Annotated in this window: 16 protein-coding genes; 10 read left to right on the top strand and 6 right to left on the bottom strand. The window is 64.9% G+C overall.

The genetic code is table 11. The annotated features are described in order from the left end of the window. Window positions 1-70: 70 nt before the first annotated feature. The gene (locus tag IB235_RS14055) at window positions 71-790 is read left to right on the top strand and encodes a VIT family protein (RefSeq protein ID WP_192337247.1); all 720 of its coding nucleotides are present in this window, start codon (window positions 71-73) and stop codon (window positions 788-790) included. Here IB235_RS14055 and IB235_RS14050 read toward each other — a convergent pair. The 5 genes from IB235_RS14050 to IB235_RS14030 all read right to left on the bottom strand — a co-directional run bounded on the left by IB235_RS14050 (window position 787) and on the right by IB235_RS14030 (window position 6,050). Then, window positions 787-1,545, bottom strand: coding sequence for an ABC transporter ATP-binding protein (locus IB235_RS14050; RefSeq protein WP_192337246.1), 759 nt, complete (start codon window positions 1,543-1,545; stop codon window positions 787-789). The two genes, IB235_RS14055 and IB235_RS14050, sit on opposite strands and share 4 nt — an antisense overlap. Before the next feature lie 47 nt (window positions 1,546-1,592). Beyond that, complete coding sequence (locus tag IB235_RS14045; protein WP_155039843.1) at window positions 1,593-2,456, bottom strand: ABC transporter ATP-binding protein; 864 nt, start codon at window positions 2,454-2,456, stop codon at window positions 1,593-1,595. Further along, a complete protein-coding gene (nikC, locus tag IB235_RS14040; RefSeq protein ID WP_192337245.1) occupies window positions 2,453-3,361 on the bottom strand; it encodes a nickel transporter permease in 909 nt (302 codons plus the stop codon). Before nikC ends, IB235_RS14045 begins: the two co-directional genes overlap by 4 nt. Further along, window positions 3,358-4,350 (bottom strand): ABC transporter permease, encoded by a 993-nt coding sequence (locus tag IB235_RS14035; RefSeq protein ID WP_370576896.1) that lies wholly within the window; start codon window positions 4,348-4,350, stop codon window positions 3,358-3,360. The genes nikC and IB235_RS14035 overlap by 4 nt, the downstream gene beginning before the upstream one ends. A 110-nt stretch (window positions 4,351-4,460) precedes the next feature. Then, on the bottom strand, window positions 4,461-6,050 hold the full coding sequence (locus IB235_RS14030; RefSeq protein ID WP_192337244.1) for an ABC transporter substrate-binding protein: 1,590 nt from the start codon (window positions 6,048-6,050) through the stop codon (window positions 4,461-4,463). 174 nt (window positions 6,051-6,224) lie between these two features. Between IB235_RS14030 and IB235_RS14025 the strand changes: the two genes are divergently transcribed. The 4 genes from IB235_RS14025 (at window position 6,225) to IB235_RS14010 (ending at window position 10,088) form a co-directional block, all read left to right on the top strand. Next, entirely contained in the window at window positions 6,225-7,448 is a 1,224-nt protein-coding gene (locus tag IB235_RS14025; RefSeq protein ID WP_192337243.1) for a glutathionylspermidine synthase family protein, read from the top strand. Window positions 7,449-7,451: 3 nt separating this feature from the next. Continuing rightward, on the top strand, window positions 7,452-8,063 hold the full coding sequence (locus IB235_RS14020; protein WP_192337242.1) for a DUF1190 domain-containing protein: 612 nt from the start codon (window positions 7,452-7,454) through the stop codon (window positions 8,061-8,063). Between the two features lie 167 nt (window positions 8,064-8,230). Continuing rightward, complete coding sequence (gene eda, locus IB235_RS14015) at window positions 8,231-8,869, top strand: bifunctional 4-hydroxy-2-oxoglutarate aldolase/2-dehydro-3-deoxy-phosphogluconate aldolase (protein WP_192337241.1); 639 nt, start codon at window positions 8,231-8,233, stop codon at window positions 8,867-8,869. A 4-nt stretch (window positions 8,870-8,873) separates the two neighbouring features. Continuing rightward, window positions 8,874-10,088: an MFS transporter gene (locus IB235_RS14010; RefSeq protein ID WP_192337240.1), complete on the top strand. Its 1,215-nt coding sequence runs from the start codon at window positions 8,874-8,876 to the stop codon at window positions 10,086-10,088. A 94-nt stretch (window positions 10,089-10,182) separates the two neighbouring features. On the opposite strand, the gene xseA is transcribed toward IB235_RS14010, so the two are convergent. Further along, window positions 10,183-11,745: an exodeoxyribonuclease VII large subunit gene (xseA, locus tag IB235_RS14005; RefSeq protein WP_192337239.1), complete on the bottom strand. Its 1,563-nt coding sequence runs from the start codon at window positions 11,743-11,745 to the stop codon at window positions 10,183-10,185. A gap of 107 nt (window positions 11,746-11,852) precedes the next feature. Here xseA and purD point away from each other — a divergent pair, with 107 nt between their 5' ends. The 5 genes from purD (at window position 11,853) to IB235_RS13980 (ending at window position 18,190) form a co-directional block, all read left to right on the top strand. Continuing rightward, window positions 11,853-13,115, top strand: a complete 1,263-nt coding sequence (gene purD / locus IB235_RS14000) for a phosphoribosylamine--glycine ligase (protein WP_192337238.1) — start codon at window positions 11,853-11,855, stop codon at window positions 13,113-13,115. A 331-nt stretch (window positions 13,116-13,446) separates the two neighbouring features. Continuing rightward, window positions 13,447-15,009: a 2-isopropylmalate synthase gene (locus IB235_RS13995; RefSeq protein WP_192337237.1), complete on the top strand. Its 1,563-nt coding sequence runs from the start codon at window positions 13,447-13,449 to the stop codon at window positions 15,007-15,009. Between the two features lie 612 nt (window positions 15,010-15,621). Then, a complete protein-coding gene (locus IB235_RS13990) occupies window positions 15,622-16,656 on the top strand; it encodes a rod shape-determining protein (protein ID WP_155039853.1) in 1,035 nt (344 codons plus the stop codon). Window positions 16,657-16,668: 12 nt separating this feature from the next. Next, complete coding sequence (gene mreC / locus IB235_RS13985; protein WP_192337236.1) at window positions 16,669-17,667, top strand: rod shape-determining protein MreC; 999 nt, start codon at window positions 16,669-16,671, stop codon at window positions 17,665-17,667. Next, a complete protein-coding gene (locus IB235_RS13980) occupies window positions 17,660-18,190 on the top strand; it encodes a rod shape-determining protein MreD (protein ID WP_192337235.1) in 531 nt (176 codons plus the stop codon). Before mreC ends, IB235_RS13980 begins: the two co-directional genes overlap by 8 nt. Window positions 18,191-18,194 lie beyond the last annotated feature (4 nt).

The raw sequence follows: 18,194 nt of genomic DNA, 5'->3' as shown, positions 1-18,194 counted from the left end.
AGCGGTCTGGTCAAGGCGGAAAGCGGCAAGCTAGAGTGCCGCGACCAGACCTTTCGCGACAGGCAAACCCATGAGCCGAACGATCAGCGACATTCCCAGCGCCCATCCCGATGATCCCCATTACGTCAGCCGGATGGGCTGGCTGCGGGCAGCGGTGCTGGGCGCAAATGACGGCATCCTGTCCGTTGGCGCGCTGATCGTGGGCGTTGCCGCAGCCAATCCCGGGCAGGAAGCCATTCTACTGGCTGGCGGCGCGGGACTGGTCGGCGGCGCATTGTCGATGGCGCTGGGGGAATATGTCTCCGTCAGTTCGCAATCCGATACGGAGCGCGCCGACATTGCCCGAGAACGTGCAGCTTTGCACCACACCCCCGAGGACGAGTTGCGCGAGCTGGCCGAGATCTATGAATCGCGCGGGATGACTCCGGCCACCGCCCTGCAGGCCGCGCGCGAAGTGACAGAGCATGACGCGCTTGGCGCGCATATGCGCGATGAACTGGGGTTGAGCGAGGCCTCGGCCGCAAACCCGATCCTCGCGGCGGCCGCCTCGGCCCTGACCTTCAGCATCGGGGCCGGCCTGCCCATGCTGGCCGCGATCCTCGCGCCCGCAAACCTTGTCGTCGCTTGCGTCCTGCTGACGGTGGTCGCGGCGCTGGCCGTGCTGGGGGCCTTTGGCGCATGGGCCGGCGGCGCGCCGCTTGGCCGGGCCGTGATCCGCGTGGTCCTGGGCGGCATCATCGCCCTGGGACTGACCGCGCTGGTCGGCAGGCTGTTCGGGGTCGCGATCTAGGCCGACTCCCGGCGATAGCTGCTGCTGGCCGCCAGCAGATCGCGGGCATAGGCGCTGTGTGCCTGCCCCGAGCGCAGGACCGGTGCCGCCATCTGCTCGACCACCTCACCGCCCCGCATCACCGCCAGCCGGTCGCACATATGCGCGACCACGGCGAGGTCGTGGCTGACCATGACAAAGGTCAGGCCGCGATCCTTGCGCAGGTCCGAGAGCAGGTTCAGGATCTCGGCCTGCACGCTGACATCCAGAGCCGAGGTGGGTTCGTCCAGCAACAGCAACCGAGGCTCTGCCGCCAATGCGCGGGCAATGGCCACGCGCTGGCGTTGGCCGCCGGAAAGCTGGTGCGGATAGCGAAAGCGGAAGCCGCGCCCAAGGCCCACGGAATCCAGCAGCCGGGTGATCCGCGCGTCGATCTGGTCCATGCCCTGCAGATGCAGGGTTTCCGACAGCACCCGGTCAACCGAATGGCGCGGATGCAGGCTGGCATAGGGGTCCTGAAACACCATCTGCACCGTCTTGTGGAAGGCCCGAGAGCGGTGACGCCCCGAAACGGCCTCTCCCGCGACCTCGATCCGGCCCGACCATCCCCCGGCTAACCCCGTGATAGCCCGCAGGATGGTTGATTTACCCGAGCCGCTTTCGCCCACCAGACCAAAGCTTTCGCCCGCTGCCACCGAGAAGCTGGCCTGCCGGACCGCGTGAACGCGTTCGGGCAGATCGCCGAACCAGACATCCAGATCTTCAACCTTGAGCATGTGGCCGGCCTTGCGATTGGGTATTTGAGAAACGGAGAAACGCCATGTCACGCACCGCTTCGCAGGGGTGGGGTCTGGTCACGCCAACTGTCTTGACGTTGCAGGACGGCAAGGCGGTCGACCTGATGGTCAAGGCGCGGCAGGCTGTTCAGCAAGCCTTGGGTATAAGGGTGGCGCGCATTGTGCAGGTCCTTCGCCGCCAGTTCCTCGACCACCTGGCCCGCATACATGATCAGCACCCGATCGCAGAATTGCGCGACAAGGTTCAGATCGTGGCTGATGAAGATCAGCCCCATACCGCGTTCTGTCACCAGCTTGTCCATGATCCGCAGGACCTCGTTCCGGACCGAAACATCCAGTGCCGAAGTGGGTTCGTCCGCGATCAGGATTTCCGGGTCGGGGGCCAGCATCATCGCGATCATGATGCGTTGACCCATGCCGCCTGAGACCTCATGCGGATAGGCGTCAAAGACCCGCTCGGGGTCGCGGATCTGCACGGCGCGCAGCATGTCCAGCGCCTTGTCACGCGCGGCGCGGCCCCCTTGCCCGGAATGCAGGCGGTAGCTTTCCATGATCTGCTGACCGACCGTCATCACCGGGTTCAGACTGAACTTGGGGTCCTGCATGACCATGCTGATACGCGCGCCGCGCAGGGCGCGCATCTTGCTCTCGGGCAGGTTCAGGATGGACTGGCCGCCCAGATCCATCCGTTCCGCCGTGACCTTGCCCGGCGGGCGGACAAGGCCAAGGATGGCGCGCCCGGTCATGGATTTCCCCGAGCCGGATTCGCCCACCACCCCCAGCCTTTCGCGGCCAAGGTCGAAGCTGACGCCCCGCACGGCCTGAAACAGACCCGAGCGGGTGGGGAAGCTGACCCGCAGGTCGCGGATCGACAGTAGCGGATCGCTCATTCCTTTGCCCCTTTCGGGTCCAGCACGTCGCGAAGGCCATCGCCCAGCAGGTTGAAGGCAAGGCTCACGATAAAGATCGCCATGCCGGGCACGGCGGCGACCCACCAGAAATCAAGGATATAGGTCCGCCCGTCCGAGATCATCGCCCCCCATTCCGGCATCGGCGGCTGCGCGCCAAGGCCAAGGAAACCTAGCCCTGCGGCGGAAAGGATGATCCCCGCCATGTCCAGCGCCACCCGCACGATCAGCGATGACACGCAAAGCGGCCAGACATGGCCGATCAGCAGGCGCAGCGGCCCCGCGCCTTGCAGCCTTGCGGCGGCGATGTAATCGGCATGGCGGATCGTCAGCGTTTCCGCCCGCGCCAGCCTCGCATAGGGTGGCCATGAAGTGATCGCCAGCGCCAGCACCGCATTGCCGATCCCCGGCCCCAGCGCCGCGACAAAGGCCAGCGCGAGGATCAGCTTGGGAAAGGCCAGAAAGATGTCGGTGATGCGCATCAGTACCTGATCGACCCAGCCACCGGCAAAGCCCGCAACCGTGCCAATGAACAGCCCGATCACCGGCGCAATCAGCGCCACGGTGCCCACGATGAACAGCGTGATGCGCGAGCCATGGATCAGCCGCGACAGGATATCCCGCCCCAGCGCATCCGTGCCCAGCCAATGCGCGGCACTTGGCGGCTTCAGCCGGTCGGCCAGGTTCTGGGCAAAGGGGCTTTGCGGCGACAGCCATGGTGCGAAAATCGCCATCAGCACCAGCAGGATCAGGATCACCAGCCCGAACATTGCAAGCTTGTTGGCGCGGAAGGTCAGCCAGCCCTGATAAAGCGCCCCCAGTTTCGCCTGCCTGCGGGTCTGGGGGGCGTCGGACAGAAGCCATGCGCGTGTGGTCAACTCGGTCATTTCGCCCTCGGGTCCAGCACGCGGTAAAGGATGTCGGAGATCAAATTCAGCAGCACGAAGCAGGTCCCGACCAGCACCGTCCCGCCAAGGACCGCGTTCATGTCCCCGGCCAGCAGCGCCTTGGTGATGTATTGGCCAATGCCGGGCCAGCTGAACACGATCTCGGTCAGCACCGAGCCCTCCAGAAGACCGCCAAAGCTCAGCGCAATCACCGTGATCAGCGGCACGAGGATATTGCGGAAGGCATGGCCCCAGATCACCCGTCGCTCGCTAAGACCCTTGACCCGTGCGGTGGTGACATATTCGGCGGAAAGCTGCTCCAGCATGAAGCTGCGGGTCATCCGGCTGATATAGGCAAGGCTGAAATAGCCCAGCAGGCTTGCGGGCAGGATGATATGGCTGAAGGCGTCGCGGAACGCGCCCCAATCGCCCGCCAGCAGGCTGTCGATCAGGATCATACCCGTCACGGTCGGAACCATGCCGTCATAGATGATGCCCTGCCGCCCCGGCCCTCCGACCCAGCCGAGGATGCCGTAAAACAGCAGCAAACCCATCAGCCCCAGCCAGAAGATCGGCATCGAATAGCCGACCAGAGCCACGACGCGGGCGATCTGGTCGATCCAGCCGCCGCGCCGCGCGGCGGCGATGACGCCCAAAGGCACACCGACAAAGACGCCGATCAGCGTGCCCAGAGCCGCCAGTTCGAAGGTCGCGGGAAAGACCCGCTTCAGATCGTCGATGACCGGATGCCCGGTCGAGATCGAGCGGCCGAAATCGCCCCTTAACACTTCGGCCATATAGCGCAGGAACTGCTGCCACAGCGGCTTGTCGAGGCCCATGGCCTGATAGGCCGCGTCATATTGCGCCTGCGTCGCGCGCTCTCCCACCACTTTCAGCACCGGGTCGATCGGCATGACCCGCCCGATGATGAAAGTGACCAGCAGCAGGCCCAGCAGGGTCAAAACCAGCGACAGCGCGACACCGCCCACGTTTTTGGCCCTGCGGCGCAGACGGATGCGCCCAAAACCGGGCGCACCGCCATTCGCCGGGGGCAGGCCACCCTGCCCCGGCGTCTTCACCATACCCGTATCGGCCACGGTTACTCTTTCGTGATCTGACGGTAGAAGACCGAACTGACCGCGCCGCCGGCATTCCAGTTTGTGACGTTCTTCTGGATGCCCGCCTGCTCGATGCGCTGGAACAGCGGGATGATCGGCGCGATCTCGCGGTATTCCTTCTGGATATCCAGATACATCTGGACGCGCTTCTCGGTATCACCCTCGATGGTGGCGGCGATGGTAGCCTTGTTCATCTCATCAGGCACCGCCCACGAGTTGCGCCATGCGAGGAAGGACAGCTTCGCCTCATCCGAGTTGTCGGGGTTATAGGCAAAGGTCGACGCGTTGGTGTTCGGATCAGCGTAATCCGGGCCCCATTCCCCGATGAAGATCGGAACCGAACGCGCGCGGTAAGCGTCCAGCACCTGCGCACCGGTCATCTGCTGGATTTCCAGCGTCAGCCCGACCTGCGCCATCGACGCCTGCAGGGTCTGCGCGACGTTCACATATTCCTGGATGTCGCGGACGGCGGTCTTGACCGTGCCCGAGGTGATCCCGGCATCGGTCAGGATCTTTTTCGCCTTCTCGATGTCATAGGTCCAAGGGTTCTCATCCGAGGCACCCAGATAACCCTCGGGCAGGAAGTTCTGATGGGTCTTGAACTGGCCCTTCAGGAAGCTGCCCTCGATCCCGGCATAATCGACCAGATATTTCATCGCCTCGACCACGGGTGCCTGCGACAGCAGCGGGTCCTTCTGGCTGAGGCCCATATACAGGATGCGGCCGCGCGGCTCGGTCCCGACCACCACCTTGTCGTTCGTGGCGATGCCGTCCACGTCGGTCGGCGTCAGGTTGCGCGCCACGTCGACATCGCCCTGTTCCAGCAGCAGACGCTGAGCGCTGCTTTCCTGCACATGCTTGACGATCACGCGCTTCATCACCGGCGCGCCCTGCCAATAGCCGTCAAAGGCGGTCAGCTGCACGGCCTCGTTCGGGCGCCAGGTCTGCAGCGCATAGGGACCGGAACCCGCCGCATTCGTCGACAGCCACGTATTGCCGAAATCCTCGCCGTCGACATGGCCCAGCACGGTTTCCTTGTCGACGACCGAGGCCACGTTCGAGGCAAGGCAGTTCAGCACAAAGGATTGCGCATAAGGCTGGTCCAGTTTCAGGATCAGCTTGTTGCCGTCAAACGTCACCTGCTGGTCGACGTTTTCGGGGGTAAAGCCGAACTGGGCCAGAATGAAGGCCGGCGACTTGTTCAGCTTGACCGCGCGCTGCAGCGACCATGCGGCATCCTCGGCCCGAACCGGATTGCCGGACTGGAACTTGACGCCGTCGCGCATGGTCAGGGTGATGGTCTTGCCGCCATCCGTCACTTCCCAGCTTTGCGCAAGGCTGGGCTTGAACCCGGCATTCAGGTCCATCGGGTCGAAATCGACCAGCCGGTCATACAGGTTGTTATCGACGTCGTTGCCCGAGAACTCAAAGCTTTGCGCCGGGTCAAGGCTGATGATGTCGTCGATCTGCGCCGCGACCACCAGCGTATCGGCCGGGGTTTCGGCAAAGGCCGCAGGGGCCAGCGACACGGCAGTCGCCAGCAGGATCGCGCGAAGCGAGAATTGTTTCATGATGTCTTCCCTGTTGTCGCCCCGTCGTTGCGGGACTTGAATGGAAGCAGCTTGGCGCGAAGCAGTTGATCCGGCAAGCCCCCGCGCTGAAGTCTCGACGCGGCGACCCGTCGCTGCACCATGGGGTTGCACATGGCCCGGCCCTCCTCCATGTCCGAGGTTCAAGGAGAAAACATGCGCAAACTGACCCTGCCCGAGCGCCCCGGCTGGCGCATTGAGGCCGAACGCCTCGGTTTTACCTTTGCCGACATGGGGGGCGAACCCTATTGGGATGAGACATCTGCCTATCAATTCAGCCTCCGCGAAATCGAGGCCGAGCTGGAGGCCCCCGCGACCGAGCTGCACGCCATGTGCCGCGAGGCCGTGGATGTCGCCCTGCAAAGCGAGGAATGGATGGACCGTCTGGCCATCCCGCCCGAGCATCGCGACTTCATCGCCGACAGCTGGGCACGGCGTGAACCCGAGCTTTATGGCCGTTTCGATCTGGCCTATGCGGGCAATGGTCCGGCCAAGCTGCTGGAATACAATGCCGACACGCCGACCTCGCTTTACGAATCGGCCTCGTTCCAGTGGCTGTGGTTCGAACAGCAGCAGGAACTGGGCGTGCTGGGTCATGATGCCGATCAGTTCAACGGTATTCATGAGGCGCTGGTTGACCGCTTTGCCCAGATTTTCGCCAAGGGCGAGGACGTGCATTTCGCTGCCGACGCCCAGAACCCCGAGGATTACGCCACTGTCGAGACGCTGGCATGGGCCGCGCGAGAGGCGGGTCTGGGCGCGCATTTCACCGATCTGGCGCAGATCGGCCTGACCGATCAGGGCCAGTTCGCCGACGACCAATCCCGCGTCATCGGATCTCTGTTCAAGCTTTACCCGTGGGAGGACATGCTGCGCGACGACTTCGCGGCGCACCTGCAACCCTCGGGCACGCGCTTCGTCGAGCCGCCATGGAAGGCGATCCTGTCGAACAAGGGGCTGCTGCCGCTGCTGTGGCAGATGTTCGCCGGCCATCCCAACCTGCTTCCGGCTTTCTTCCTTGACGATGTGCAGGAGGCCCTGAATGGCGGCAGCCCCGTCCCGCAGGTTTCCGCCGCCTTCACCGCCGCTGCGCCGCAACTGGCCGCCGGGCATGTGACGAAGCCGATCTTCTCGCGCGAAGGTGCGGGCGTCACCATCCACGAATCCGGCCATGTCACCGCGCAGGTGACCGATGACAGCTATTCGCATCACCCGATGATCGTGCAGGCACTCGCAACCCTGCCGGAATTCGACGGCTTCCACCCGGTGATCGGCGCATGGATCATCGGCGAGCAATGCGCAGGCATCGGCCTGCGCGAGGACCGTGCCCGCATCACCCACAACCTGTCGCGCTTCAAGCCGCATTTCATCGAGGGCTGACCCATGACCCATCGCAAACGTTCGCGCCATGTCGCGCTGGTTCTTCTGGGCACCGCGACCCTTGCCCTTGCCGCCTGCGAGGATGACCGCGTCGACGCGCAGGCCTTCCCCGATCTGGACAGCTGCATCGCCGCCAGCAAGGAAAACGGCCTGTGGTTCACCGAGGATGACTGCCGCAAGAACTTCGCCGCCGCGCAGAAGGAACTGGTCGAAACCGCTCCGCGCTATGCGTCAAAGGAGCTGTGCGAGCAGGAGCACGGCGCGGGCAATTGTGGCGACGATCCGGCGGCGGCCCAGCAATCGGGCGGCGGCTTCTCGTTCATGCCGCTGCTGATGGGCTACATGATGGGCTCGATGATGTCGCGCGGTGCAGGTGCCTATTCGCAACCGATGGTCAAGACCGCGAATGGCCAATACAGCACGCCCAAGGGCGACCAAAGCTTTGCCAGCAATACCGGCCGGGGCAAGGTCACACCCCAGACCTTCCAGCGTGCGCCAACCACGCTGGGCAAGCCGCCAATGACTGCCTCGCAGGTCAGCCAGCGCGGCGGCTTCGGCGCGGCCCGCACCGCCCGCCCGACCTCTGGCGGCGGCGGACGGCTGTTCGGCGGCTGATCCTTCTTTCTTGCGGAAATATCCTCGGGGGTGAATTGCGGCGCAGTCGCAAGAGGGGGCAGAAGGCCCCCTTCCCCAGCGCCGCTATCGCTAACGTCCATGTCTTGATCCTCGGCCATGAAAAGCGCAGTCTGCCGCGGAATTCACGCCAACCCCGAGGAACGCCCATGACCCCCGAGATCCAGTCCCAGAAAAACCGCGCGCTTTGCCAGCTTGCCCCGGTGATTCCCGTTCTGGTCGTCAAGGACGCAGTCAAGGCCGAGGGACTGGCCACCGCACTTGTCGCGGGGGGCTTGCCGGTGCTGGAGGTGACCCTGCGCACCCCCGCCGCGCTGGACGTGATCCGCGAGATGGCCAAGGTCACCGGCGGCCATGTCGGCGCGGGCACCGTGCTGACCCCCGATGACGCGAAACGCGCCAAGGATGCCGGTGCCAGCTTCGCCGTCTCGCCCGGCCTGACCGAGACGCTGGCCCGTGCCTGCGCCGATATCGACCTGCCGCTGCTGCCCGGCGCCGTCACCGCCTCCGAGGCGATGCGCGCGATGGAACTGGGCTATTCGATGCTGAAATTCTTCCCGGCCGAGGCGGCGGGCGGCACCAAGTCGCTGAAAGCCATCGGCGCGCCGCTGCCGCAGGTCAGCTTCTGCCCGACGGGTGGCATTACTCTGGCCAGCGCGCCGGAATACCTGTCGCTGCCCAATGTCATCTGCGTCGGTGGCAGCTGGATCTCGCCCGATGCGGATGTGGCCGAAGGCAACTGGCAAGCCATCGAGACCCGCGCCCGCGAGGCATTCGGCCTGCGCTGATCCCATGAACCCGGCCAGCGCCGCACGCCGCACCTGGCGCAATGTCTCTGTCCTGATCCTTGCGCAATCAGTGCTGGGCGCGCAGCTGTCGATGATCTTTATCGTCGGCGGGCTGGCCGGGCAGATGCTCAGCCCCAATCCCTGCATCGCCACCCTGCCCCTGTCGATGATGGTGCTGGGTTCGGCCCTGGCGGCAAGGCCACTGGCCGGCTTCATGCGCAGCCATGGTCGGCGCGCGGGTTTCCTGCTGTCCTGCGGATTGGCGGCGCTGGGGGCGGCACTGGCCGCGCTGGCACTGGTCTGGGGGAATTTCTGGCTGTTCTCGTTCAGCGCGTTGCTGAGCGGGGTCTATATGGCGGCGCAGGGCTTCTTCCGCTTTGCCGCGACCGATTGCGCCCCGCCCGAGATCCAGCCGCGCGCCATCTCATGGGTGCTGGCCGGGGGGCTGGTGGCGGCCTTTACCGGGCCGTTTCTGGTCCGCATGACCGCCGAGGCCACCGCCATCCCCTTCCTTGCCACCTATGGCGCGATCGCCCTGCTGAACCTGCTGGGTCCGGTGATTTTTGCCTTTCTGGACATCCCGCGTCCCGCCCCTGTCGCTGCCGGAACCAGCAGCGGCAGGCCGCTTTCGGAACTGCTGCGCGTGCCCCAGATCGTCGTCGCCACCGTTTGCGCGATGGTGTCCTATTCGCTGATGAACCTTGTGATGACCTCGGCCCCGCTGGCCATGGTGGGTTGCGGGTTTCACACATCAGACGCGGCGGTGGTGGTGTCGTTCCACGTGCTGGCGATGTTCGCGCCGTCCTTCTTTACCGGCCATCTGATCGCGCGGTTTGGCGCGGCCCCCATCGTCATGCTGGGATTGGCGATCCTTGCCGGAGCTGGGGCGACCGCGCTGGCCGGGGTAACGCTCGCGCATTTCCAGATCGCGATGGTTCTGCTGGGGCTTGGCTGGAATTTCGGCTTTATCGGGTCGACCACCATGCTGACCCGCGCCTATCGACCGGAAGAACGCGAGCGGGTGCAGGGGTTGAACGACGCCGCCGTGTTTGGCGGGGTGTTCCTCGCATCGCTGTCCTCGGGCGGGCTGATGAACTGCATAGGCGGTGAGGCCCGCGACGGCTGGTCGGCGGTCAATCTGGCGATGCTGCCGTTTCTGGTCCTTGCCGGGGCTGCGCTGCTGTGGCTGGCGTTGCGGCCGCGTGAGACGGCGCGGTAGACCGGAGGCTTCGCACCGTTCGTTACGAAAAAAGGTCCCCCGGACCTTTTCCTAAGCGCCTCACCCCCGGGATATTTTCAGCAAGCAAGAAGCTTCAGAAAAGGGACTTCTGGTCCGTCGCGGATTTCGTCGTGCGGGTCGGTTTTCCCGACGCCCCCTCGGGCCGAACCGGGACGCGGCCATCCGAGAATTCGATCTCGAAGCGCGGAGTTTCGGCGGCCTGCACGGCCGAGGTCAGAAGCCCGTTCGGGCCATGCACCACCGCATAGCCGCGGCGCAGGGTCTCGGTATAACCCAGCGTCTGGCGCAGACGGTCCAACCGGTCCAGCCGGTCGCGATGTGGCGGCACCAGGCGGGTCGCCACCGCTTGCAGGCGGCGGCTCAGACCAGCCAGTTCCTGCTTTTGACGCGCAATCTGGCGGGCACCGTCATTGAGCGACCTTGCCTTTGCGCGTTCAAGACGGGCGGCAATGTCGGTCAGACGCTCGCGGCGGCGGATGCTGTTACGTCCGGTCCCTGATTGCAGGCGCTGGCCCTGATCCGACAGGCGGTCACGGCGATGGCTTAGACTTGCCCGCAGGACCGAAAGCGACAAGGGTTGCGCGTTCAGCCGCTCGCGACGGCTGCGGACAAAGGTGCGAAGCGCCGGGGCAAGCCGGTCCGCGATCAGGTCAAAACGCTGGCGCGCCGGGTCGGTCAGTGCCTGCGGGCGGCCAAGCGCGCGGGCCAGATCGGTCAGCCGCTGGCGCTGGCGCAAGTCGCGCTGCTGGACGGCCCGGATCATGCGGGCGGCGGCCTCGGCCAGCCGGGCGGCCAGATCGGAGCGCACCGGCACGGCCATTTCCGCCGCAGCCGTGGGCGTCGGCGCGCGGCGATCCGAGGCGAAGTCGATAAGCGTGGTGTCGGTTTCATGCCCGACAGCCGAGATCAGCGGGATGTCGCTGGCGGCGACGGCGCGGACCACCGATTCCTCGTTGAAGCCCCAAAGGTCCTCAAGGCTGCCACCACCGCGCGCGACGATGATCAGGTCGGGACGCGGAATCGGGCCGTCCTTGGCCAGCGCGTTGAAACCCTGAATGGCGGCGGTGACCTGCGGGGCGCAACCCTCGCCCTGTACGGCCACCGGCCAGATCAGCACGTGGGTCGGGAAGCGGTCGCGCAGGCGGTGCAGGATGTCGCGTATGACCGCACCGGAAGGCGAGGTCACGACCCCGATCACCCGCGGCAGATAGGGCAGCGGGCGCTTGCGACTCTCGTCGAAAAGCCCCTCGGACGCCAGTTGCTTGCGGCGTTTCTCCAGCATCATCATCAGCGCGCCGGCGCCCGCCGGTTCGATCTCATCGACGATCAGCTGGTATTTCGACTGGCCGGGAAAGGTGGTCAGGCGACCGGTGGCGATGACCTCGATGCCTTCCTCGGGGCGGGTGGACAGACGCGCGGCCTGCCCCTTCCACGTCACGGCGGCGATGACCGAGCGGTCGTCCTTGAGGTCGAAATAGATATGGCCCGAGCTTGGGCGCGAGACGCGGCCGATCTCTCCGCGCACGCGGACGCGGCCGAATTCGCCTTCAAGCACGCGTTTGACCGCCCCCGAGATTTCCGAGACGGTGAATTCGGGCGCGTTGCTGCCGGGCTGGGGGTCTTCGAACAGTTCCATATTCCGGTTCTGGCTTGGCTTTGTGCAGGGTTCAAGGGAAGTTTCGCATTGATCCGGCGCAAGGCAGTTCCTATCAGGCGCGTAACATCCGCAGAAGGGGCCTTCACATGAACATCCTGATCCTCGGCAGCGGCGGGCGCGAACATGCGCTGGCCTGGGCGATCCGGCAAAATCCGAAATGCGACCGCCTGTTCGTGGCCCCCGGCAATGTCGGGATGGAGAGCCTTGCCCGGCTGGCCGAACTGGACATCCTGTCGGGAAGCGCCGTGATCGGCTTCTGCGAAGAAAACGCCATCGATCTGGTCGTGGTCGGCCCCGAGGCACCGCTGGCGGCAGGCGTCGCCGACGATCTGCGCGCGGCGGGAATTCTGGTCTTTGGTCCGTCCAAGGCGGCAGCAATGCTTGAGGCATCGAAAAGCTTCACCAAGGAGGTCTGCGATGCCTGCGGCGCGCCGACCGCCGCATGGGCGCGTTTCGACACAGCCGAACCGGCCCGCACCTATATTCGCGAAAAGGGCGCGCCGATCGTGATCAAGGCGGACGGGCTGGCCGCTGGCAAGGGCGTGACCGTTGCCATGTCCGAAGCCGAGGCCATTGCCGCCATTGACGACGCTTTTGGCGGGGCCTTTGGTGCTGCCGGGGCGGAGGTCGTGATCGAGGAATTCATGGCGGGCGAGGAAGCCAGCTTCTTCATCCTGTGCGATGGCACGGACTGCCTGCCGATCGGCACGGCGCAGGACCACAAGCGCGTCGGCGACGGCGATACCGGTCCGAACACCGGCGGCATGGGCGCCTATTCCCCTGCCCCGGTTCTGAGCCAAGCCATTCAGGACGAGGTGATGGCGCAGATCGTCCGCCCGACCGTCGCCGAGATGGCGCGGCGCGGCACGCCGTTTCAGGGCATCCTTTACGCCGGGTTGATGATCGAGAACGGGCATGCCCGACTGGTCGAATACAACGTCCGCTTCGGCGATCCGGAATGTCAGGTGCTGATGATGCGCCTTGGCGCGCAGGCGCTGGACCTGATTCTGGCCTGCGCCGAAGGGCGGTTGGCTGAAACCGCCGTGACCTGGGCCGACGACCATGCCCTGACCGTGGTTCTGGCCGCCAATGGCTATCCGGGGACCTATGAGAAGGGCACCGAGATTCGCGGGCTGGACCAGCTTGCCGAGGATTCGTCCCATATGGTGTTTCACGCTGGCACGGCTGTGAAGGACGGGCAGATCATCGCCACCGGTGGACGGGTTCTGGCGGCGACCGGGCGCGGCGCGAGCCTTGCCGAGGCGCATGAGCGCGCCTATCGCCTTGCCGATGCCATCGACTGGCCCGGCGGCTTCTATCGCCGCGACATCGGCTGGCGCGCGCTTTGAAGCGTGGCCCCCAGCTGCACTGTCGCTGGGGTATTTGAGAAACGAAGAAATCGGGCGGCGCGAGAGGATTGCGCCGCCTTTTTCATGTCGCCAGTGGAAATTGCGCCGTTACGTCAATTTCCGCCTTTTCAAGCCGGCGGCAGGGGTTCTATATTCCGCGCCATGACTCGGATGCGACACATCGCCACGACCCAGAACGCGCAAATCGGCGCGCGTTTCGCCGTGAGCCTCCGCGGTCTCCTTCTTCTTACGCTGCGCTGAGCGGGTCTCCGGGCTACCGCTCAGTTTGGCCGCGCCCGGACCTGAGTAGCGTAAAGAAGGATTCCCGAAAATGACCGACAAGAACCGCGTATGGATCTTTGACACCACCCTGCGTGACGGCGAGCAGTCGCCCGGCGCAACCATGACCCATGCCGAAAAGCTGGAAATCGCCCAGATGCTGGACGAGATGGGCGTGGACATCATCGAGGCGGGCTTCCCCATCGCCTCGGAAGGCGATTTTGCCGCCGTGAGCGAGATCGCGAAACTGTCGAAGAACTCGGTGATCTGTGGGCTGGCGCGTGCGCAACTGCCCGATATTGACCGCTGCTGGGAGGCCGTGAAGCATGCCCGCCAGCCGCGCATCCACACCTTTATCGGCACCTCGCCGCTGCACCGCGCCATTCCCAATCTGAACATGGACCAGATGGCCGAGCGCATTCACCAGACCGTGACCCATGCCCGCAACCTGTGCGACAATGTGCAATGGTCGCCCATGGACGCCACCCGGACCGAGCATGACTATCTGTGCCGCGTGGTCGAGATCGCGATCAAGGCGGGCGCCACCACGATCAACATCCCTGACACCGTGGGCTATACCGCGCCGCGCGAATCTGCAGCACTGATCCAAATGCTGCTGGAGCGTGTGCCTGGGGCGGATGACATCATCTTTGCCACGCATTGCCACAACGATCTGGGCATGGCGACGGCGAACGCTCTGGCCGCCGTCGAGGCAGGCGCGCGCCAGATCGAATGCACCATCAACGGGCTGGGTGAACGCGCTGGCAACACGGCGCTGGAAGAGGTCGTCATGGCGCTGAAGGTGCGTCATGACATCATGCCCTATGACACCCATATCGACACGACCAAGATCATGGGCATCTCGCGCCGCGTCAGCCAGGTCTCGGGCTTTCCGGTGCAGTTCAACAAGGCCATCGTCGGCAAGAACGCCTTCCTGCACGAATCCGGCATCCATCAGGACGGTGTGCTGAAGAACGTCGAGACCTTCGAGATCATGCGCCCCGCCGATATCGGCCTGAACGAGGCCAACATCGTCATGGGCAAGCATTCGGGCCGCGCCGCGCTGCGCTCGAAGCTGCGGGATCTGGGCTATGAACTGGGCGACAACCAGCTGAAGGATGTGTTCGTCCGCTTCAAGGCGCTGGCCGACCGCAAGAAGGAAATCTACGACGACGATCTGGTCGCGCTGATGCAGGACAGCACCGCGAATACCGACAGCGACTACCTGCAGGTCAAGCACCTGCGCGTGGTTTGCGGCAGCGACGGGCAATCGGCCGACCTGACCATGATCGTCGGCGGCGAGGAAAAAACCGTCCATGCCGAGGGCGACGGCCCGGTCGATGCCTGCTTCAACGCCGTCAAGGCGATCTGGCCGCATAATGCCGTGCTGCAGCTGTATCAGGTCCATGCCGTGACCGAAGGTACCGACGCGCAAGCGACGGTCAGCGTCCGCATGGAGGAAGAGGGCCGCATCGCCACCGGTCAGGCTGCCGATACCGACACGATCCTGGCCAGCGTCAAGGCCTATGTCGGGGCTCTGAACCGGCTGAAAGTCCGCCGCGAGATGGTTGGCGAGGGTACGGATTCCAAGCAGGTCAGCATGTATTCGCACTGACCCCAGGTTTCGGGACGACTGTCAGGGGGACGGCTTCAGGCCGTCCCTTTTTGTTTAGAAGGCGAAGGGAGACAGCAGGCGGCCCTTGCGACCGAATCGCGGTCTTCGAAGCCGCACGAGCGCTTATCGTCGCCTTCGATCCTGCCCGTTGCGGCTGTACGCGAACGACCGGCAGTCGTCGTCGCCTTTGGTCCGGCAGAACCGACACCCGCAAGATCCGAGTCGCATTGGCCGAGAAAGCGCCAACTCGCGCATAGGGCGAGTAACCTCGTCGTGTGCACAGGGACGGCGATATCGGAGTACAATCAGGCTCAGATGCTCACGGACCTCACCGCCGGAAGCGATATCCTCTTGCAAAATATCGCGTTTCCTGATGGTGAGGATTTTGTCAGACAGGTCATGCCCGGACCCGCCGCTGGTCAAGCCGCACAAGGTCGGCAGCCAATGGCGCGGCTTTGCCATGAACCGAATATTTCGGTTTCCCACGGCAATGTCAGGGCATATATGTCCGGCAACTTCGATGAGGGGACTCATCGGGGCAATCGGACAATGGCCGTCGAAAAACGACGGCAAACACGCCGTCATGGCAGGGACGGCAGAAGGGATAATCAGATGGCCTTTGGCGGGTTGTTTTCCACCGACATCGCGATCGACCTCGGCACAGCGAACACGCTGGTCTATGTCAAGGGCAAGGGGATCATCCTGAATGAGCCCTCGGTCGTCGCCTATCACGTCAAGGACGGCAAGAAGCAGGTTCTGGCCGTCGGCGAGGATGCGAAACTGATGCTGGGCCGCACGCCCGGCAGCATCGAGGCCATTCGTCCGATGCGCGAAGGCGTCATCGCCGATTTCGACAGCGCCGAGGAGATGATCAAGCACTTCATCAAGAAAGTGTTCCGGCGCACGACCTTCTCGAAGCCCAAGATCATCGTCTGCGTGCCGCATGGCGCGACCCCGGTCGAGAAACGCGCGATCCGTCAGTCGGTTCTGTCGGCTGGCGCGCGCAAGGCCGGTCTGATCGCCGAACCGATCGCAGCCGCCATCGGCGCGGGCATGCCCATCACCGAACCGACCGGCAGCATGGTCGTCGATATCGGCGGTGGCACCACGGAAGTGGCAGTCCTGTCGCTGGGCGACGTGGTTTACGCACGCTCGGTCCGTATCGGCGGCGACCGCATGGATGACGCACTGATCAACTACCTGCGCCGCAACCACAACCTGCTGGTCGGCGAATCCACCGCCGAGCGGGTCAAGACCCAGATCGGCACCGCCCGCATGCCCGATGACGGCCGTGGCGCGACGATCATGGTTCGTGGCCGCGACCTGCTGAACGGGATCCCCAAGGAAATGGAGATCACCCAAGCCATGGTCGCCGAGGCGCTGGCCGAGCCGGTGCAGCAGATCTGCGAGGCCGTCATGGTCGCGCTGGAAGCCACCCCTCCGGATCTGGCAGCCGATATCGTCGACCGCGGTGTCATGCTGACCGGTGGCGGCGCGATGCTGGGCGATCTGGATCTGGCGCTGCGCGAGCAGACCGGCCTTTCGATCACGCTGGCCGATCAGCCGATGAGCTGCGTCGCACTTGGCACCGGCAAGGCGCTGGAGTTCGAAAAGCAGCTGCGCCACGTCATCGACTACGACAGCTGATCGGGACAGGCTGTGGCACGCAAGGGCCCCGATTATGTGGCTCCGGTCCGGCGCGTCCTGGTTTCGCTGCTGATCCTGCTGCTGCTGTCGATCTTCCTGTTCTGGCAGATCGACAGCCCCCGCGCCGAGCGGATCCGGTCCATGGTGATCGACCGCTTCGTGCCGGGCTTCGAATGGGCGATGGCCCCGGTGACGCGGCTAAGCCGCATGGTCGCCGGGTTCGAATCCTATGCACGGCTATACGAACAGAACCAGGAACTGCGGCGCGAGTTGCAGAAGATGTCGGCATGGAAAGAGGCCTCGGTCCAGCTTGAGCAAGAAAATGCCAAGCTGCTGGCGCAGAACAATGTCCGCATCGATCCTGCGCTGACCTCGGTTTCGGGGGTGGTGCTGACCGATAGCGGCACCGCCTTCCGGCAATCGGTCCTGCTGAACGTGGGCGCGCGCGACGGCATTCTGGACGGCTGGGCGACGATGGACGGGTTGGGCCTTGTCGGTCGGATTTCCGGCGTGGGTGAAACCACCAGCCGCGTCATGCTGCTGACCGATCCCTCCAGCCGGATTCCGGTGAACATCCTGCCTTCCGGGCAGCATGCGCTGCTGAGCGGCGACAATACCTCGTTCCCGGCGCTGGATTTCATCGAAAGCCCCGAGAACCTGCGTCCGGGCGACCGGGTGATCAGCTCGGGCGATGGCGGCGTCTTCCCGCCCGGCCTGCCGGTCGGTCAGGTGGCGCAGGCCAGCGATGGCAGGCTGCGCGTGCGGCTGTCCGCCGATTACGGGCGGCTGGAATTCCTGCGCGTGCTGCGCAGCCACCCGTCCGAGCGGCTGGCCGATACCGGGCTGCTGATTCCGCCGCCCCCGGCCGAGTTCATCGGCCCGCCGATGCCCCCGGCCATGGATGTGGACCCGGCGGCACTGAAGCCTGACCCGGCAGCCGAAGGGGCCATCCAACCGGCCCCGGACCTGCCCGAAGCCGAGCCCAATCCCGACGGGCAGGACAATGATTGAGCAGGCCCGACGCCACCGGCTGGCGGGGCAGATCCTGTTCATTCTGCTGTTCCTTGCCATCCTGTTCCTGCGGTTGATGCCGCTCAATCCCGGCCGGGTAATCTGGCCGGGGCCGGATCTGGCGATCTGCCTGAGCATAGGCTGGGTGCTGCGGCGACCCGAACAGGCCCCGGTGCTGATCATCGCGGCGTTGTTCCTGCTGGAAGACATCCTGCTGCTGCGCCCCTTGGGCCTGTGGGCCGCGATCGTCGTCATGGGAACCGAGGCTGCCCGCCGCCGCGAGCAGCATTGGCGTGAGTTGCCATTCATGATTGAATGGCTGCGGGTGGCCGTGCTGCTGGCGCTGATGCTGCTGGCCTGCCGCTTCACCCTTGCGCTGTTCTTCCTGCCCCGGCCGCCGCTGGGACAGGCGATCCTGCAATTCATCGCCACGACGGCCGCCTATCCGATCGTCGTGGGGCTGATGCGCTGGCCTTTGGGCCTGCGCCGCAGCCAGGTCGATTCCGAAACGAGGCAACGCTGACCGC

This window comes from Paracoccus sp. PAR01, from assembly GCF_014851995.1.
GTDB classification, from domain to species: Bacteria; Pseudomonadota; Alphaproteobacteria; order Rhodobacterales; family Rhodobacteraceae; genus Paracoccus; species Paracoccus litorisediminis.
This window is presented reverse-complemented; position numbering and strand designations above follow the sequence as displayed.

What these genes read in the sequence shown, in the direction of transcription:
- IB235_RS13990 (WP_155039853.1), top strand. Translation starts at nt 15,622, where the DNA reads ATGGCCTTTGGCGGGTTGTTTTCCACCGACATCGCGATCGACCTCGGC.
- IB235_RS14050 (WP_192337246.1), bottom strand. Translation starts at nt 1,545, where the DNA reads ATGCTCAAGGTTGAAGATCTGGATGTCTGGTTCGGCGATCTGCCCGAA.
- IB235_RS14045 (WP_155039843.1), bottom strand. Translation starts at nt 2,456, where the DNA reads ATGAGCGATCCGCTACTGTCGATCCGCGACCTGCGGGTCAGCTTCCCC.
- IB235_RS14025 (WP_192337243.1), top strand. Translation starts at nt 6,225, where the DNA reads ATGCGCAAACTGACCCTGCCCGAGCGCCCCGGCTGGCGCATTGAGGCC.
- xseA (WP_192337239.1), bottom strand. Translation starts at nt 11,745, where the DNA reads ATGGAACTGTTCGAAGACCCCCAGCCCGGCAGCAACGCGCCCGAATTC.
- IB235_RS14010 (WP_192337240.1), top strand. Translation starts at nt 8,874, where the DNA reads ATGAACCCGGCCAGCGCCGCACGCCGCACCTGGCGCAATGTCTCTGTC.
- IB235_RS14020 (WP_192337242.1), top strand. Translation starts at nt 7,452, where the DNA reads ATGACCCATCGCAAACGTTCGCGCCATGTCGCGCTGGTTCTTCTGGGC.
- eda (WP_192337241.1), top strand. Translation starts at nt 8,231, where the DNA reads ATGACCCCCGAGATCCAGTCCCAGAAAAACCGCGCGCTTTGCCAGCTT.
- IB235_RS14055 (WP_192337247.1), top strand. Translation starts at nt 71, where the DNA reads ATGAGCCGAACGATCAGCGACATTCCCAGCGCCCATCCCGATGATCCC.
- IB235_RS14030 (WP_192337244.1), bottom strand. Translation starts at nt 6,050, where the DNA reads ATGAAACAATTCTCGCTTCGCGCGATCCTGCTGGCGACTGCCGTGTCG.
- IB235_RS13995 (WP_192337237.1), top strand. Translation starts at nt 13,447, where the DNA reads ATGACCGACAAGAACCGCGTATGGATCTTTGACACCACCCTGCGTGAC.
- IB235_RS13980 (WP_192337235.1), top strand. Translation starts at nt 17,660, where the DNA reads ATGATTGAGCAGGCCCGACGCCACCGGCTGGCGGGGCAGATCCTGTTC.
- nikC (WP_192337245.1), bottom strand. Translation starts at nt 3,361, where the DNA reads ATGACCGAGTTGACCACACGCGCATGGCTTCTGTCCGACGCCCCCCAG.
- purD (WP_192337238.1), top strand. Translation starts at nt 11,853, where the DNA reads ATGAACATCCTGATCCTCGGCAGCGGCGGGCGCGAACATGCGCTGGCC.